Source organism: Streptomyces galbus (assembly GCF_005280195.1).
GTDB lineage: Bacteria > Actinomycetota > Actinomycetes > Streptomycetales > Streptomycetaceae > Streptomyces > Streptomyces galbus.
In genome coordinates this window covers 1-15,392 of sequence record NZ_SZPR01000034.1, presented here as the reverse complement: position 1 = coordinate 15,392, position 15,392 = coordinate 1, and the positions used below count along the sequence as shown (strand labels likewise).

The following is a 15,392-nucleotide window of genomic DNA, read 5'->3' as shown; positions in this document are numbered from 1 at the left end:
ATCCCATGAGATCGAGTCCACGCCGGCTCCCCGCACTCCTCCTCGGCACCGCGCTCGTCGCCACCGTCCTCGGCGTCGGCACCATCGCCTCGGCCACCGACACGCACACCGGCCGGGACGCCACCGCGGCCACCTCCGCCGCCCACCTCGGGCACACCATGGCGGTGTCCACCCAGGCGTCCGGCGACGACCCCGACGGCGACGGCTACATCCCGGCGGTCCCGCAGGTCACCGGCGTCACCCCGTCGACGGCGACCCCGCCGACCCGCTACTTCCACGAGTTCCAGGCCAACTGCTCGGTCACCCACACCGCGCCCGACGACCCGATCGTCTACCCCGGCCAGCCCGGCAAGTCCCACGACCACACCTTCATGGGCAACACCTCGACCGACGCCAACAGCACCACCGCCTCCCTCAGCGGCGGCGCCACCACCTGCAAGGCGCCCGCCGACGCCTCCGGCTACTGGATGCCCTCGCTGTACAACGGTGACCGCAAGATCCTGCCCGTCGGCCCGCAGACCATCTACTACAAGGCCGGCGTCACCGACTACACCAGCGTGCGCCCGTTCCCCAAGGGCCTGCGCTTCGTGGTGGGCAACCCGATGCAGAGCGCCGACGAGTTCCGCCACCACCGCGGCTTCGTCGAGGGCTGGGAGTGCGGCGACAGCTACTTCAACGTCGACTTCCCGGCGAGCTGTCCCAGCCGCCCCGACGTCCAGCTCAACATCCGGTTCCAGGCACCGAGTTGCTGGGACGGGAAGTACCTCGACACCCCGGACCACAAGAGCCACATGGCGTACCCGGTGGTCAAGCCCGGCACCAACGACAACATGTGCCCCGCCGACCACCCGGTCGCCCTGCCGATGATCGAGTTCAAGATGGCCTTCCCGGTCAACGGCGACATGTCCCAGGTCCGCCTGGCCAGCGGCCGCGGCTACTCCTTCCACTACGACTTCTTCAACGCCTGGGAGGAGCGCACCCTCAAGGCGCTGGTCGACCACTGCATCGTGGGCGGCCTGCAGTGCGACGCACGCGGCTACGACCAGACGCACCCGGAGGCGGGCGCCACGCTCAACAGCGACTACCGGCTGCCCTGAGCAGCTCCGGATGCCGCAACGGCCCGGTCCCCCCTGCCGCCCGGCGGCGGGGGCGACCGGGCCCTCCGTCGTCGGACCGTCGGACAAGGGGTGGGGACATGGGGATGAACGACGAACAACTCGACCGGATGACCGACAAGCTGAGCCTCGCCCAGAAGGTGCGCCTGCTCACCGGCGCCACCACCTGGCGCACGGCCGCCGAACCGGACCTGGGACTGCGGGCGATGGTCTGCTCCGACGGGCCCGCCGGGGTGCGCGGGGAGTCCTGGGACGAGCGGCGCACCTCCGCGCTGCTGCCCTCGGCCTCCGCCCTCGGCGCCCTGTGGGACGAGGAACTCCTCACCGGACTGGGCCGCCTCCTCGCGGCCGAGGCGGTCCGCAAGGGGGTGCACGTCGTCCTCGCACCCACCCTCAACCTGCACCGCAGCCCGCTCGGCGGCCGGCACTTCGAGTGCTTCTCCGAGGACCCGGAACTGACCGGCCGCACCGGCGCCGCGCTGATCCGCGGCATCCAGTCCCAGGGCGTCGCGGCCACGGCCAAGCACTTCGTCGCCAACGACTCCGAGACCGACCGCCTCACGGTCGACGTCCGGGTCGCGGACCGCGTCCTGCGCGAGGTGTACCTGGCGCCGTTCGAGCGGGCCGTGGAGGCGGGCGTATGGCTCGTCATGGCCGCGTACAACAGTGTCAACGGCACCACCATGACCGCCAGTCCGCTCCTCGGGGAGGTCCTCAAGGAGCACTGGGGCTTCGACGGGGTCGTCGTCTCCGACTGGGCCGCCGTGCGCACCACGCGGGACACCGCCCGCGCCGCACTGGACCTGGCCATGCCCGGCCCGGACAGTCCCTGGGCCACCGACCTGGCCGACGCGGTGCGCGCGGGCGAGGTCCCCGAGCACGCCGTCGACGACAAGGTACGGCGCCTGCTGCGGCTGGCCGCCCGGGTGGGCGCCCTCGGCCCCTACCGCGCCCCCGCCGCCCGCGCCCGACGGCACCGCGGCAACCGGGAGCTGCTGCGCCGCGCCGTCGCCGCGGCGAGCGTCCTGGTCCGCAACCACGACGACGTCCTGCCCCTGGACCCCGCGGCCCTGTCCACCGTCGCCGTCATCGGCGCCCACGCGGCCGCGCCCCGCACCCAGGGGGGCGGCAGCGCCGAGGTGCACCCGACCGGAACGGTCACCCCGCTGGACGCCCTGCGCAGCGCGCTGCGCGGCCGGGCGCGCGTCGTCCACGCCGCCGGCCCCGCCCTCGACGTACCGCCCGCCCCGGTCACCCCCGACCACTGCACCGATCCGCGCTCGGGCGCCCCGGGCGTACTCGTCCGGCTGCTGGACGGCGACGGGCGCGAACTGCACGCGGAACGACGGCTGTCCGGCCGCCAGCCGGAACCGGCCCTGGTGGCGGGCGCGCACACCGTGGAGATCAGCGCCCTGCTGCGCCCGCACACCACCGGCACCTGGACGTTCGGCGTCGGCGGGTTCGGCCGGATGAGCCTCAGGGTCGACGACCGGACCCTGCTCGACGGCGCGTTCCCCCGGCAGACCGACGACCCGGCGATCGTGCACGTCACCCCACCGCTGCGGACGGCCCGTACGTCCCTCACCGCGCTGCGGCCCGTACACGTCGTCGCACGACGGGAGTTGCTCCCCGGCGACGGACGCGCCACCGTCCTCGCGGCCGCCCCGCCCGCACCGGACACCCGGACCGCACTGGCCGAGGCGGTGGCCGCGGCCGGGTCCGCCGACGCCGCGGTCGTCTTCGTCGGCACCACCGGACACAGCGAGACCGAGGGCCACGACCGCACCTCGCTGGCCCTCGGCGGCGCCTGCGACGACCTGGTGCGGGCCGTGGCGGCGGCCAACCCCCGCACCATCGCCGTCGTCAACAGCGGCGGCCCCGTCGAACTGCCCTGGCGCGACCGGGTCGCCGCCCTGCTGCTCACCTGGTTCCCCGGCCAGGAGGCCGGCGCCGGCGTCGCCGACGTCCTCCTCGGCCGCGCCGAACCGGGGGGCCGCCTGCCCACGACCTGGGCGGCCCGCCTCGCCGACGCACTCGTCACCGAAACCCGCCCGACCGGCGGGCGGTTGCCGTACGACGAGGGCCTGCACATCGGCTACCGCGCCTGGCTGCGGGCGGGCCGGGAACCGGCCTACTGGTTCGGCCACGGACTGGGGTACACCCGGTGGGACTACGAGTCCGTGGACGTCCCGCCCCAGGTGACGGAGGGGGCCCCGATCGCGCTCCGGGTGCACCTGCGCAACGCGGGCCCCCGGGCGGGACGCGAGGTCGTCCAGGTGTACCTGGCGCGCCCCGGCTCCGCGGTGGAACGACCGGAACGCTGGCTCGCCGGGTACGCGGCGGTCCGCGCGGAGGCGGGACAGCGGGTGACCGCGGAGGTGGTGGTGGAACCCCGCGCCCTGCGGCACTGGTCGACGCCGGACCAGGCGTGGCGGACCGAGCCGGGGACGTACCGGCTGCTGGTGGGACGCTCGGCGGGCGACATCCGGTGCGAGCGCCCGGTGACGGTCACGGTCACCGGCGGGCGGTGAGCGGAGGGCCGGATCGGCCGCGCCCCCGCGCCGCGCTCACGCGGACGCGCGTACGACGAGCTCGGGGTCGAAGACGACACCGGTCGGCGCCTGCGACTCCCCGCGCACCTGGCTGTCGAGGAGCCGGGCCATCTCCTCGGCCATCCGTTCCACCGGCTGGCGCACCGAGGTGAGCGGGGGCTCGCACGTCACGGCCACCCCGCTGTCGTCGAAGCCGACCACGGCGACGTCGTCCGGGACCCGCCTGCCGCGCTCGCGCAGCAGCCGGCAAGCACCCTGCGCCATCAGGTCGTTGGCCGCGAAGACGCCGTCCACGTCGGGATGCCGGGTGAGCAGGTCGGCCATGCCCTCGATGCCGCTCGCGAGCGTGAACCCGCCTTCGGCGAGCGGCACGTCCGTCACCCCGCCGTCCGCGAGGGCCTCGCGGAAGCCGGCCAGCCGCTCGCGGCTCGCCCGCACGTCGAGCGGCCCGCTGACCGTGGCCGGTCTGCGGCACCCGCGCGCCAGCAGGTGCCGTGCGGCCAGCGCGCCGCCGGCCCGGTGGTCCAGGTCGACGTAGGTCAGCGGCACGGCCCGGGAGGGACGGGCGAAGAGCACGGCGGGCAGCTTCGCCCCGGCGAGCAGGGCGGGCAGCGGGTCGTCCGGATGCGTGGAGACGACCAGGGCGCCGTCGGCCCGCCCCTGCCGCAGGAAGGAGACCACCTCCTGGCGGTCGGCGTCGGACTCGGCGAGCATCAGCACCGGATGCATCGAGCGCGGCCGCAGGAAGCTCATCACGCCGCCGACGACCCGCCCGAAGAACGGATCGGTGAACACGCGCGTGGCGAACACCTCGCGGGCCTCGTCGTCCGCCGCGCCGCCCACGCCGGAGACGACCAGGGCGACCGTCTCGGCACGCCGGATGACCAGGGAGCGGGCAGCGCGGTTCGGGGCGTACCCCGTCAGTTCGATCGCACGGAAGACGATCTCCTGCAGGGCGGGGTCGACGTTGCGCACGCCGTTCACGACCCGGGAAACGGTTGCCCGCGACACCCCCGCTGCCCGAGCGACGTCCTCCAGGGTCGGTGGCTGCCTACTCACGCGTGCACTGTAACGGCACGGCGAAAAGGCTGGGTAGATCGCCGGGGGAGCAGGGGCCGTGGGCGGGGGCCGTCACGGGGGCCGCGTTCAGTGCGTCCACACGTCCGGGCCGCCGCCCCGCCACTCGATCCACGCGGCCTGCGTCACCTCGGCCGGCTCGATCTCGAGGCCGGCCCGGCGGAGGAACTCGGCCACGTCGCGCAGGCCGTACGCCATCCCGGAGATCTCGCTGTCGATGCGCACCCGGCGGCCACCCCGCTCGTCGGGCGGGTAGACGACCACTGGCGGCACGGAGGGCATGCCACCAGGGTGCGCCGTGTCCGGGCAGGTCGCATGCGGGGCGCCGCTGCACGCTCCCCGCAGCGGCCGTACGGGTGTCTTCGCCGCCCGCACGGCTCGCCGGTCTCCCACCTGATGAGACGAGACGGGACCAGGCCGTGCGTTCGTTGGCCAGGGGTTCTAGGCTTTCGGACCATGAGCGAGATCGAGACCCCGACGCCCCAGGAAGCCTTCGAGCTGCTGCTGGCCGGCAACCAGCGCTTCGTCGCCGGTACGCCCGAGCACCCGAACCAGGACGCCGCCCGCCGCGCGGAGATCGCGCCGGGCCAACAGCCCTTCGCCGTGCTGTTCGGGTGTTCCGACTCCCGGCTGGCCGCCGAGATCATCTTCGATCGCGGACTGGGCGACCTGTTCGTGGTGCGCACCGCGGGCCACGTGGCCGGCGGCGAGGTGCTGGGCAGCGTCGAGTACGGCGTCGAGGTGCTGAACTGCCCGCTGGTCGTGGTACTGGGCCACGACTCCTGCGGCGCCGTCGCCGCCGCCTGCGCCGCGGTGGAGAACGGTCTGACGCCGGGCGGCTACGTCGGGGACGTCGTCGAGCGCGTGACCCCGAGCGTGCTGGCGGCGCGGGCCGCCGGACAGACCGACCCCGACGACATCCTCGCCGAGCACGTGCGCCGCACCGTCGACCAGCTCCTCGAGCGCTCCCGGTCCCTCGCCGAGAAGGTCGCCGCCGGGCGGACCGCGGTGGTGGGCCTGCGCTACCGCCTGGCCGACGGCACCGCCCAGGTCGTCGCGACCCGCGGCCTGGACACACCGGTCCCCGCAGCCTCCTGACCGCCCCGACGGCGGCTGCCCACCCCGGGACGCGCAGAACGCGCCTGAGGGTCCGGGCAGCCGCCGTCGCCTTGCCCTGGTTCGGTCGGTTCGTGTACCCGGGGAAGGCGACCACCGGCGGCGCCCGGAGAGGCATCAACAGAAGGGCGCTCCTGGCGCGTTGGCCCAGAAGGACAGGAACGACCAGGTCTGGGCTCCGATGATGCCGTCGACCACGATGTCGGCACAGCGCTGGAAGTCCTTCGTGGCGGCCTGGGTGACCCGGCCGAAGTCCCCGTCCTCGTCCAGGTCGGCGCCTATGGCCTGGTTGAGGTAACACTGAGCCTGACGGACGGCCGATCCCGACGAGCCCACGTGCAGGGTGGGACGGCTGTCGGTGTAGTTGCAGACGTCGTCGGGACCGACCGTCATGACACTGGTGGGCGGCGTGACCACTTCATAGGTTGCTGCCACAGCCGGTGCTCCCACGAAAGCAAGAGGCAGTGCAAGGGCCGCTGCGGCGGTGAGCATGCGTCGCATGCTGATCACCTCCAGAAGGGATTGCCCTTCTTCCATCCTCTCCTTCCCGCACGAGGGGTGCATCTCAGGGCGAGGACGTCAGGAGGAGCCGTGAGCGGCTTGCCGTACGACGGCGCGGCCCTTCGCCGACTACCGCGCGCTGTCCGCCAGTGGGGGCACCTTCAAGTGCCGGTCCAGGAACCGGCACCCGTCCTCCAGCTCGAACCACGGGGTGCCCGTGTGGCCGCCCAGGTTGGCGTGGAGCGTCTTCTCCTTGCTGCCGAAGGCGTCGAAGAGGTCCAGAGCCCGGCGGCGCGGGTTGCCCTGGTCGTCCCACTGCAGCAGGAACAGCAGCGGGACGGTGACCAGGCGGGCCTCCTCGCGCTGGGCGCGGGGTACGTAGCCCCCCGCGAAGAAGCCGGCGGCCACGATGCGGGGTTCGGCCACCGCGAGCCGGATGCCGAGGGCGGCCCACCCCCCGGAGTACCCCACCGGCCCGCCGATGTCGGGGAGTCGGAGGAGGGCGTCCAGGGTCGCCTGCCATTCCGGCACCGCCTGGGCGACCAGCGGGCCGACGAGGGACTCGAAGAGCTCGTCGAGCTCGTCGGCCGGTCGGCCGGCCTGCACGGCCTGCCGGAGTTCGGCGCGGATCTGCTCGGCGGCGGCGGACCGCGGACGGTCACCGCACCCCGCCGCGTCGATGGTGGCCACCGCGTAGCCGCGCGCCGCGGTGTAGCGGGCCCGGGCCACCAGCCGGGAATCGGCCTTGGGCAGGCCGTTGTTGTGGGCCATCAGGACCAGCGGGACGGGGGCCGCGGAGCCGGGCGTCCACAGGGTGCCGGGGATCTCGCCCAGGGTGAACTCGCGGGCGAGGACGCCGTCGTCGAGACGCTGTTCGGAAGTGAACTGCAAGTGCACGGTCGTGCCTTTCGGGAGTGCGCGTGTACGGCGCTCCCGGACGATCTATCGCCCGACCGTGACCCCGGAGGGGAGCACCCATGTCGATACGGTCACGGGTACCACCTCCTCGTTCTCTCGCACGGCCTCCGGAAAGGTAGCAGCGGCCACCACGGCCCGCCACCGCATTTCCGGGCCCCCTGCCCACGGCGCCCTTCGCGGCACCGGGAAGGGCCGTCAGCCCGTCGCGTCGATGTCGTCCATGTGGTCCTCGACCCAGGTCCGCAGCCGGGCCAGCGGGTCGGCCACGCTGCGGCCGAGTGCGGTGAGCGCGTACTCGACGTGCAGGGGGACCGCCGGGTAGACGGTCCGCTCCACGAATCCCTTGTCCTCGAGCCGGCGCAGCGTGGCGGTGAGGACCTTGGGGCTGACGCCCTCCAGCCGCCGCTGCAGCGCACCGAACCGCTGGGGGCCCTCCTCCATCGCGCCGATGGCGAGCGCCGACCACTTGTTGGCCAGCAGGTCGAGCACGTCGCGGCAGGGGCACTGGGCGGCGTACACGTCGTGATGGTCGTGCCGCTCGTTCGTGCAGGGCGTCCCCATGAGCTGTTTCCCCTCTCCTTCGCGGCTCCGACCAGCATACTTCCCTTGGGGAAGTAGGTGCCCTTGCGGGTTACCACCGCCCGGGACCTACGGTGCTCACCGAGCGGTCGGACGGACGCCGTGGGCGCACCGGCCGCCGGAGTGTGACGACGAGGAGATGCGCAGAGATGAGCCCGATCCCGCAGACCATGCCCGCCGTGGCCTACCGCAAGAGCCTGCCCGTGGACGACGCGGAGAGCCTGCTCGACGTGACCCTGCCGGTGCCGCAGCCGGGACCGCGTGACCTGCTCGTGCGGGTCGAGGCCGTCGCGGTCAACCCGGTCGACCACAAGGTGCGCCAGAACAACGACCCGCACGGCGAACCCAAGGTCCTCGGCTGGGACGCCGCCGGCACGGTCGTCGCCGTCGGCGAGGAGGTGACGTCGTTCCGCGTGGGCGACGATGTCTTCTACGCCGGGGCCCTCGACCGGCCGGGCAGCAACTCCCGCTATCACGCCGTGGACGAGCGCCTCGTCGGCCGCAAGCCGGCCACGCTGTCGTTCTCCGAGGCGGCCGCCCTGCCGCTGACGTCGCTCACCGCCTGGGAGGGCCTGTTCGAGCACCTCGGGCTGCACGACGGCGCCCTGCGGCAGACCGGGACGCTGTTGGTCACGGCCGCCGCCGGTGGTGTCGGCGCGATGGTGTCCCAGCTCGCCCGCGCGCTGACCAGCCTCACCGTGATCGGTACGGCCTCGCGCCCGGAGACCACCGAGTTCGCCCGCCGCATGGGCGCCTCGCACATCGTCGACCACCACCGGCCGCTCCCGCCCCAGGTGGCCGAAGTTGCCCCGCACGGCGTCGACTTCGTCTTCAGCACGGCCGGCACGGACCGCAACCTGGCCGCCTACGTCGACGTCCTCGAGCCGTTCGGCCGGATCGTCGCCATCGACGACTTCGGCCCGGTCGAGATCGGGCTGCTGAAGTCCAAGAGCATCGCCTTCCACTGGGAGTTCATGTTCACGCGCTCGCTGCACCGGACGGCCGACCAGGCGCAACAGGGCCGCATCCTGAACCAGGTGTCCCGGCTGGTGGACGCCGGCATCCTCACCACGACGGCGACCACCGACCTCGGCACGGTCGACGCCGCGCACCTGCGCGAGGCGCACCGCGTCCTGGAGTCGGGCAAGGCCATCGGCAAGATCACGCTGACCGGTTTCTCGGGGGCCTGAGGGGCGGGCCACCCGACCGGAACGCGCTGCAGGGAACGGTCCGGGCGCGGGGCGGGCAGCGCCCGGACTAGGCTCATGGCCGATCACGCGCAGGACGAGGGGGTCTCGGTCATGACCGGAGTAGTCACCGCAGTCAGCAGCAACGGCGAGTACGCGTTCACCAAGCCGAACCGGGACAGCATCACGGTGCTGGCCGGGCTCGGTGTGGAGGGGGACGTCCACGCGGGGGTGACGGTCAAGCACCGCTCCCGCATGGCGCAGGACCCCACCCAGCCGAACCTGCGCCAGGTGCATCTCATCCACGAGGAGCTGTTCGCCGAGGTCGGCGAGGACGGCTTCCAGGTGGCGCCGGGCGAGCTGGGCGAGAACATCACCACGCGCGGCCTCGACCTGCTCGGCCTGCCGGTGGGCACCCTCCTGCACATCGGCGACTCCGCGGTCCTGGAGGTCACCGGCCTGCGCAACCCCTGCCTGCAGATCGACCGTTTCCAGGACGGGCTCCTGAAGCAGGTCGTCGGCCGCGACGAGCAGGGCAACATCGTGCGCAAGGCCGGGATCATGAGCGTGGTGAAGGAGGGCGGTGTGGTGCGCCCGGGCGACCCGATCGACGTCCGCCTCCCGGAAGGCCCGCACCGCCCCCTGGACCGGGTCTGACCCGGCCGGGAGGCCCGCACGAGGCGGGAGGCGACGACCGAGCCGTCGCCCCCGCAGCGGTGCACGGCCTGCACCCCCTATGATCATCCCGCCTCGGTGTCCGCCGCGGCCGCGCAGACCTCCCGGACAGGGCCGAGGCCGATGACGAGTACCGCCCGGAACGCCCCATGGATGCTCGCCCGTTGCGCACAGGCGGCGACAGCGGTGGCCGCGGTGGCGGACGTGTTCCGTGCCGCGGCGGTCCGCGACCACTACCTGCATGCCACCGAGGCGTCCCGGCACCGGTCGGGTCTCGTCTCCATGGCCTTCGTCTACCTGATGACCCTCGCGGTCGTGCTGTTCCTCGTGTGGCTCGCCCGGTCCCGGCGCAACGCCCAGGAGTTGTCCCCGCGGGCCCCGTTGCCGGGTGCGGCCTGGACGGTGGGGGCGTGGTTCGTCCCGGTGGTCAACTTCTTCGTTCCGCGCCGGTTCGTCCTGGACATCGGGCGGGCGAGCTCCCTGGCCTGGCGGGAGACGCGGGACACGATGCTGGTGAACCTGTGGTGGGCCGCCTGGGTCGCGCACGCGCTGGTGCTCGCGGTGGCGAACCGGGCCGACCCGGGCTCGATGCTTCTGCTCGTGTCGGCGGAGGCGCTGATGATCACCGCGGCCGTGCTGCTCGGCCTGGTCATCGAGCGCGTCACGACGCTCCAGGCCGTCGCACTCAGCGACACCCTGCCCGCCGCACGCCTCGAGCCAGGTGTCAGCCCCTGAACCCCTGAGCTCCTGAACTCCGAGAGGCCGCGGGGGGAGCGGCCTCGGCTCCGGACCCCCGATCCTGCCCGTGCCCCGGCCACGCCCCGTCCGGGCGGCGGCACTTGACGCGAGCCCGCTCGCGGAACGGGGCATGAACGGCCGCGCTCGGGACACCCCATAAGGCAAGCGCATGCCTGGTCTGGAGAGTCGGGGAGTGTCATGCAGGTCATCTCGTCGCGCGAGGTACTGGCCATCACCGCTGCGGCAGCCGCCGGGGCGGCCTGCGCCGCACGCTGGTGGGCCAACCGTGGCGCGGGGTCCGCGTCGCGTACCGCCGAGACGGTGGGGGACCGCGTCGAAGAGCTGCACCTGGCCTTCCGCGACCGGACGGGACCGTCCCCGCAGACGCCGGAGGAGGTCCTGCGCCTGTACTGGAGCCAGCTCCACCCGCTGGAGCTCGACTCCCCGGCCGGGACCAGGCCGGTGGCTCCCACCGCTTGACCGCGTACGGGCCGGCGGTCAGCCCTTTTTCAGCTCCTCGGCGAGCATGACCAGGATGCCGCTGGGACCGCGGAGGTACGTCAGCTTGTAGACGTCCCCGTACGTCGCCACACCGCGCAGCGGACGGCAGCCGTGCCTCGCGGCCGTCGCGAGCGCCTCGTCGATGTCGTCGACCGAGAAGGCGACGCGGTGCATGCCGATCTCGTTCGGGCGCGTGGGCTTCGTCTCGATCGCCTCGGGATGGAGGTACTCGAAGAGCTCCAGGCAGCCGTGGCCGTCCGGCGTCCGGAGCATCGCGATCCTGGCGTGGTTGCCGTCCAGGCCGACGGCGGTGTCGGTCCACTCACCGCTGACCGTGTCCCGGCCGACGACCGTGAGGCCGAGGTCGGTGAAGAAGGAGATCGCGGCTTCGAGGTCCCGCACGGCGATGCCGACGTTCTCGAGTCTGATGGCCATGCGCGGGATGCTACCCAGCGGGCCTTCCGCGTCACCCCTCCATCCGCGGCGGGTCAGTCGAAGAGCGCAACCAGTCCGTTGACCCAGATCGCGAGGAACGCCAGCACCGCCAGCAGGCACCCCGCCCCGGCCAGGGAGTCGGCGACGGCGCTGTTCCTGCCGTCCGCTCGCTCGGCCGAGGGCACCGAGTCCCAGTCGACGGGGCGTCCCATGGCGTCGGAACACTCCGCCCGGACCGCCGCGAGGCGCTCCCTGGCGAAGGCCGTGGCGGCGCGCGACTCCGGACCCTGCCAGGCCAGCGCCCGCATGCGCTGCGGCGCCGTACGGTACCTCGCCTCGAAGGCGGACGTCTCCGCCGCGTCCCGGTCCTCCTCGAGGTACATCCAGCGGCCCGCCTCCGCGGGGTCGCCGTAGAGGCGGTACACCTCACCCAGGCGCCGGCGCACCGTCAGGTCGTCGGGGAAGGACGACACCAGTCCGCGCAGACGCTGGCGCGCGACGGGGACCCGGCCGACGGCGAGGTCCGCGTCGACCCGGGCGAGTGTCTCTGTCAAGGGCATGATCACATGATCGGGCACCGCGGCGATCACCGTCGACCCGGTTTCCCGCGCCGCGCCCCGTCCGGCCTCCGGCGGCCCGCGTGCGCGTGTCCTACCCCTCCCTTGCTCACAGCCAACCGTTGCGGCGGAAGGCCCGGTACAGGAAGCCCGCGCCGAACGCCATCACGGCGAGCGCGCAGGGATAGCCGTAGCGCCAGTCGAGTTCGGGCATGTGGGCGAAGTTCATGCCGTAGATGCCGGCGACCATGGTGGGCACGGCGAAGATCGCCGCCCAGGCGCTGATGCGCCGCATGTCGTCGTTCTGCCAGGTGCTCACCTTCGCCAGGTGGGCGTCGAGGACGGAGGAGAGCAGGTCGTCCATGGCGCGGACCTCGGCGTCGGCGCGGGTGAGGTGGTCCGCGACGTCCCGGAAGTACGGCACGACCTCGTGCGGCCAGTCGTCCCGCGCCGTCGCGAAGGGCTGCAGGACCGGCACCAGCGGCTGGATGGCGTCGCGGAACTCCACCACCTCCCGCTTGAGGGAGTAGATCTGCTCGGTGAGGTCCTCGCGGGCGGGGGAGAACACGCACCGCTCCAACTGCGTGAGGTCCGTGCGCACTTGGGCGGCGGCCTGCGTGTAGGCGTCGACGACGACGTCGGTCACCGCGTGCAGCACGCTCACCGGGCCGAGCCGCGCGAGGTCGGGCTGTTCGGCGAGCCGTCGCGTGGCCTCGGCGGCGGGGTCGGCCGCGCCGTGCCGGACGGTGAGGGCGAAGGACGGGCCGAGGAAGATCATCACCTCGCCCGTCTCCACGTCCGCGGTCCGCTCGACGAACCAGAGGGTCTTGACCGCCACCGCCAGCACGTCGCCGTAGCGCTCCTGCTTCGGCCGCTGGTGGGCGTGGACCGCGTCCTCCACGGCGAGCTGGTGCAGCCCCAGGTGCTCACCGAGCTGCTGCAGCTCCTCCTCGCCGGGTTCGTCCATGCGGATCCAGGCGAACTCGCCGGGCCTCAGGTCCGCCAGCCGGGCCAGGGTGGCCTTGCACCCGCCGTCCGCCTGCCGGCAGTCGACCTGTTCCCACTCATCCGTCTGCTCCTGATAGATCGCGCACTCCATGCCCCTCCGGGTGCTTCCGCCCGGGCATTTCATGCCTGGCGGGACCGCTCCGGGCGGACTCGCACCGTCAGGGGCGAGCGAACTTCGCGACGGCTGCCGGGGTGACCGGCGTGAAGAAGTTGACGAGGTTGCCGTCGGGGTCGCGGACCAGGAGCGAACGGTTGCCCCAGGGCATGGTGGTGGGTCCGCTGACGAAGTCGGTCACGAAACCGGCCAGGTCCCGATGGACACGGTCCACGTCGTCCACGAGGAACTCCGTGATCACGCTGTGGTTGTCCGCCGGACGGGCGGCGCCCGGAGCGAACAGGGGCACGGTGCGGGTGCCGGCGATCGCCAGGGTGGCCCCCTCGGTCCTCAGTTCGGCGAAGTCCTCGGTGGCCCACGCGGCCCGCACTCCGGTGGCGCGCTCGTAGAAGCCGACGAGGCGGGCCACGTCACCGGTGATGACGCGGATGGAGGTGAACTGCATGGGGTGCTCCTTGGCTCGCTGTACGGGAGGGTGCGCGTCGCAGCCTAGGAGCGCTGTAGGACGGATGCGGTCCTATATGCCGGCGTGCTGGGCAGGACCGGTCCCGTCGAGGAGTACACCGCGGCCGACATGAGCGCCCGTGCTGGACGTGAACGTCGTGGGGATCGTGCGGGTCACCCGCGCCTTCCTGCCGCTGCTGCGCAGGTCGCCGCACCCCGTCATCGTCAACGTGTCCAGCGGGATGGGCTCGTTCGGCATGACCCACGACCCGGAGCGGGTCGAGTCGCAGTACGCCGGGGAACTGAAGGACGTGGAGGTCAACGCGGCCGACCCCGGGCAGACCGCGACCGACTCCACCGGCGGCCTCGGACACGGCGTCACCGACGGCGCGGACCCGATCGTGGCCCTCGCCACGACCGGTCCGGACGGACCGACGGGGCAGTTCGTCGGCCGGTCCGGACCCCTTCCCTGGTGACCAGGGGCCGGGGAGAGAGGCCTCAGGCCGCCAGCAGCGCGGCCAGCGCGCGGTCCATCGCCGCGGCGAAGTCCTCCGGCGCCAGGGGCAGGCGGGACTTGACGTCACGGCTCCACTGGTCGGCCAGGACCTCCGCGGCGCCGGCCTCCACACCGTCGAGCGCCGCGTCGGCCAGGTCCGAGGGAGCGATCTTGGCCACGGGCCAGCCCGCGGCCATGTCGGTGTCGGCCAGGCCGAGGTGGACCGCCGTGACGAGCGTGCCCTGCTCGGCGAGCTCCAGGCGGACGCCGTTGGTCATGGCCCAGGCGGCGGCCTTGGACAGGTGGTAGGCCCCGGCGCCCTTGCCCCCGAACCACGACATGGCGGACAGGACGTTGACGATCGCGCCCCCGCCGTTCCCGGCGAGCACCGGCGCGAACGCCCGGATCACCTCCAGGTGGCCGAACATGTTGGTCTCCAGCTCGTGCCGCACCGCCTCCAGCGGGCCGGTCACGAGATCGGTCCCCGTGCTGACCCCCGCGTTGTTGACGAGCAGCGAGACGTCCGGGGCGGCGTCGGCGGCGGCCCGCACGGATGCGGGATCGGTGATGTCGAGGGGCAGCACCTCGACCCCGGGCAGGTCCACGGCCTCCGGCCGGCGGGCCGTGGCGTAGACCTTGCGGGCGCCCCGTTCGAGCAGGCGCTGGGCGAAAGCGCGGCCGAGGCCGCGGTTGGCACCGGTGACAAGGGCGACGGAGTGGTTGATGTCCATGCCCGGTACGCTAAAACCTGACGTCGGCGTCAGAGGCAAGCGCCGATGGTGGGAGCCGGGGCGAGAGGGGCCACCATGTCTGTCACAGGGGATGCGACCGAGCGGTTGATGCGCATCGGCGAGGTGGCACGGGCCGCCGGCGTCTCGGTGCGCGCCGTGCGCTACTACGAGCAGCAGGGGCTGCTCACCGCGGAGCGCAGCCCGTCCGGCCAGCGCCTGTACCGGCCGGACGCCATCGCCATGGTCCGCTTCTTCCAGCAGATGTTCGCCGCCGGCCTGACCAGCCGGAGGATCACCGAACTCCTCCCGTGCTGGGACTCCGGGCACACCGACGCCGGCCAACGAGCCATGCTGCGCGTCGAGCGCGAGCGCCTCCAGGCCAGGATCGACGACCTGGAGGCCGCCCGGGACCGCCTCGACCAGGTCATCGCGATCACGGACACGCATCCCTAGGCCGTGTCCGCAAAGTCCCGCCTGCCCTACGACGCCCGGCACGCACTCTCGCCGCACCGGGCGAACACCCGAGTACGGCCAGTACGCGGGCGTCCGCCCGGCACGCCGAGAGCACGCACCGGACGCCGCAGGGCCCGCCCTCCGGGCGGACGACGCGACTTTGCGGACACGACCTAGGTGTGCTGTTCGGAGAG

Annotated in this window: 18 protein-coding genes and 1 pseudogene; 9 read left to right on the top strand and 10 right to left on the bottom strand. The window is 73.1% G+C overall.

Annotation, left to right across the window (positions count from 1 at the left end):
* Window positions 1–5 precede the first annotated feature (5 nt).
* Complete coding sequence (locus tag E4U92_RS32415) at window positions 6–1,097, top strand: DUF1996 domain-containing protein (protein WP_137304010.1); 1,092 nt, start codon at window positions 6–8, stop codon at window positions 1,095–1,097.
* A 104-nt stretch (window positions 1,098–1,201) separates the two neighbouring features.
* Window positions 1,202–3,646 carry a beta-glucosidase family protein gene (locus E4U92_RS32410; protein ID WP_137304064.1) on the top strand — a complete coding sequence of 815 codons (2,445 nt, stop codon included), beginning with the start codon at window positions 1,202–1,204 and terminating at the stop codon, window positions 3,644–3,646.
* 36 nt (window positions 3,647–3,682) lie between these two features.
* Here E4U92_RS32410 and E4U92_RS32405 read toward each other — a convergent pair whose 3' ends face one another.
* Together E4U92_RS32405 and E4U92_RS32400 are read right to left on the bottom strand one after the other, a co-directional pair.
* On the bottom strand, window positions 3,683–4,726 hold the full coding sequence (locus E4U92_RS32405) for a LacI family DNA-binding transcriptional regulator (protein WP_137304009.1): 1,044 nt from the start codon (window positions 4,724–4,726) through the stop codon (window positions 3,683–3,685).
* An 87-nt stretch (window positions 4,727–4,813) separates the two neighbouring features.
* The gene (locus E4U92_RS32400; protein WP_137304008.1) at window positions 4,814–5,026 is read right to left on the bottom strand and encodes a hypothetical protein; all 213 of its coding nucleotides are present in this window, start codon (window positions 5,024–5,026) and stop codon (window positions 4,814–4,816) included.
* A gap of 174 nt (window positions 5,027–5,200) precedes the next feature.
* On the opposite strand from E4U92_RS32400, the gene E4U92_RS32395 reads away from it, so the two are divergent.
* Window positions 5,201–5,842 carry a carbonic anhydrase gene (locus E4U92_RS32395; protein WP_137304007.1) on the top strand — a complete coding sequence of 214 codons (642 nt, stop codon included), beginning with the start codon at window positions 5,201–5,203 and terminating at the stop codon, window positions 5,840–5,842.
* Between the two features lie 135 nt (window positions 5,843–5,977).
* On the opposite strand, the gene E4U92_RS32390 is transcribed toward E4U92_RS32395, so the two are convergent.
* From E4U92_RS32390 to E4U92_RS32380, 3 genes are all read right to left on the bottom strand, one after another.
* Complete coding sequence (locus tag E4U92_RS32390; RefSeq protein WP_168725242.1) at window positions 5,978–6,295, bottom strand: peptidoglycan-binding domain-containing protein; 318 nt, start codon at window positions 6,293–6,295, stop codon at window positions 5,978–5,980.
* 195 nt (window positions 6,296–6,490) lie between these two features.
* Window positions 6,491–7,252: a dienelactone hydrolase family protein gene (locus E4U92_RS32385; protein ID WP_137304005.1), complete on the bottom strand. Its 762-nt coding sequence runs from the start codon at window positions 7,250–7,252 to the stop codon at window positions 6,491–6,493.
* A 222-nt stretch (window positions 7,253–7,474) separates the two neighbouring features.
* The gene (locus E4U92_RS32380) at window positions 7,475–7,840 is read right to left on the bottom strand and encodes a winged helix-turn-helix transcriptional regulator (RefSeq protein ID WP_137304004.1); all 366 of its coding nucleotides are present in this window, start codon (window positions 7,838–7,840) and stop codon (window positions 7,475–7,477) included.
* Window positions 7,841–8,007: 167 nt separating this feature from the next.
* On the opposite strand from E4U92_RS32380, the gene E4U92_RS32375 reads away from it, so the two are divergent.
* The 4 genes from E4U92_RS32375 to E4U92_RS32360 all read left to right on the top strand — a co-directional run bounded on the left by E4U92_RS32375 (window position 8,008) and on the right by E4U92_RS32360 (window position 10,938).
* The gene (locus E4U92_RS32375) at window positions 8,008–9,048 is read left to right on the top strand and encodes a zinc-binding alcohol dehydrogenase family protein (protein ID WP_137304003.1); all 1,041 of its coding nucleotides are present in this window, start codon (window positions 8,008–8,010) and stop codon (window positions 9,046–9,048) included.
* Window positions 9,049–9,159: 111 nt separating this feature from the next.
* Window positions 9,160–9,702 (top strand): MOSC domain-containing protein, encoded by a 543-nt coding sequence (locus tag E4U92_RS32370; protein ID WP_137304002.1) that lies wholly within the window; start codon window positions 9,160–9,162, stop codon window positions 9,700–9,702.
* Window positions 9,703–9,873: 171 nt separating this feature from the next.
* Complete coding sequence (locus E4U92_RS32365; protein ID WP_229863514.1) at window positions 9,874–10,455, top strand: DUF4328 domain-containing protein; 582 nt, start codon at window positions 9,874–9,876, stop codon at window positions 10,453–10,455.
* Between the two features lie 201 nt (window positions 10,456–10,656).
* Window positions 10,657–10,938 carry a hypothetical protein gene (locus E4U92_RS32360; RefSeq protein WP_137304000.1) on the top strand — a complete coding sequence of 94 codons (282 nt, stop codon included), beginning with the start codon at window positions 10,657–10,659 and terminating at the stop codon, window positions 10,936–10,938.
* An 18-nt stretch (window positions 10,939–10,956) separates the two neighbouring features.
* Here the strand turns inward: E4U92_RS32360 and E4U92_RS32355 are convergent, their stop codons facing one another.
* From E4U92_RS32355 to E4U92_RS32340, 4 genes are all read right to left on the bottom strand, one after another.
* Window positions 10,957–11,394 carry a VOC family protein gene (locus E4U92_RS32355; RefSeq protein ID WP_137303999.1) on the bottom strand — a complete coding sequence of 146 codons (438 nt, stop codon included), beginning with the start codon at window positions 11,392–11,394 and terminating at the stop codon, window positions 10,957–10,959.
* 53 nt (window positions 11,395–11,447) lie between these two features.
* Window positions 11,448–11,954 carry a DUF6584 family protein gene (locus E4U92_RS32350; RefSeq protein WP_137303998.1) on the bottom strand — a complete coding sequence of 169 codons (507 nt, stop codon included), beginning with the start codon at window positions 11,952–11,954 and terminating at the stop codon, window positions 11,448–11,450.
* A gap of 106 nt (window positions 11,955–12,060) precedes the next feature.
* Window positions 12,061–13,050, bottom strand: a complete 990-nt coding sequence (locus tag E4U92_RS32345; RefSeq protein ID WP_137303997.1) for a magnesium and cobalt transport protein CorA — start codon at window positions 13,048–13,050, stop codon at window positions 12,061–12,063.
* 67 nt (window positions 13,051–13,117) lie between these two features.
* A complete protein-coding gene (locus E4U92_RS32340) occupies window positions 13,118–13,519 on the bottom strand; it encodes a VOC family protein (RefSeq protein WP_137303996.1) in 402 nt (133 codons plus the stop codon).
* A gap of 78 nt (window positions 13,520–13,597) precedes the next feature.
* On the opposite strand from E4U92_RS32340, the pseudogene E4U92_RS32335 reads away from it, so the two are divergent.
* A pseudogene (locus E4U92_RS32335) lies at window positions 13,598–13,994 on the top strand (SDR family NAD(P)-dependent oxidoreductase); the annotation flags it as partial.
* Window positions 13,995–14,016: 22 nt separating this feature from the next.
* Here E4U92_RS32335 and E4U92_RS32330 read toward each other — a convergent pair.
* Complete coding sequence (locus tag E4U92_RS32330; RefSeq protein ID WP_137303994.1) at window positions 14,017–14,745, bottom strand: SDR family oxidoreductase; 729 nt, start codon at window positions 14,743–14,745, stop codon at window positions 14,017–14,019.
* A gap of 75 nt (window positions 14,746–14,820) precedes the next feature.
* On the opposite strand from E4U92_RS32330, the gene E4U92_RS32325 reads away from it, so the two are divergent.
* The gene (locus E4U92_RS32325) at window positions 14,821–15,198 is read left to right on the top strand and encodes a MerR family transcriptional regulator (protein ID WP_137303993.1); all 378 of its coding nucleotides are present in this window, start codon (window positions 14,821–14,823) and stop codon (window positions 15,196–15,198) included.
* Window positions 15,199–15,392 lie beyond the last annotated feature (194 nt).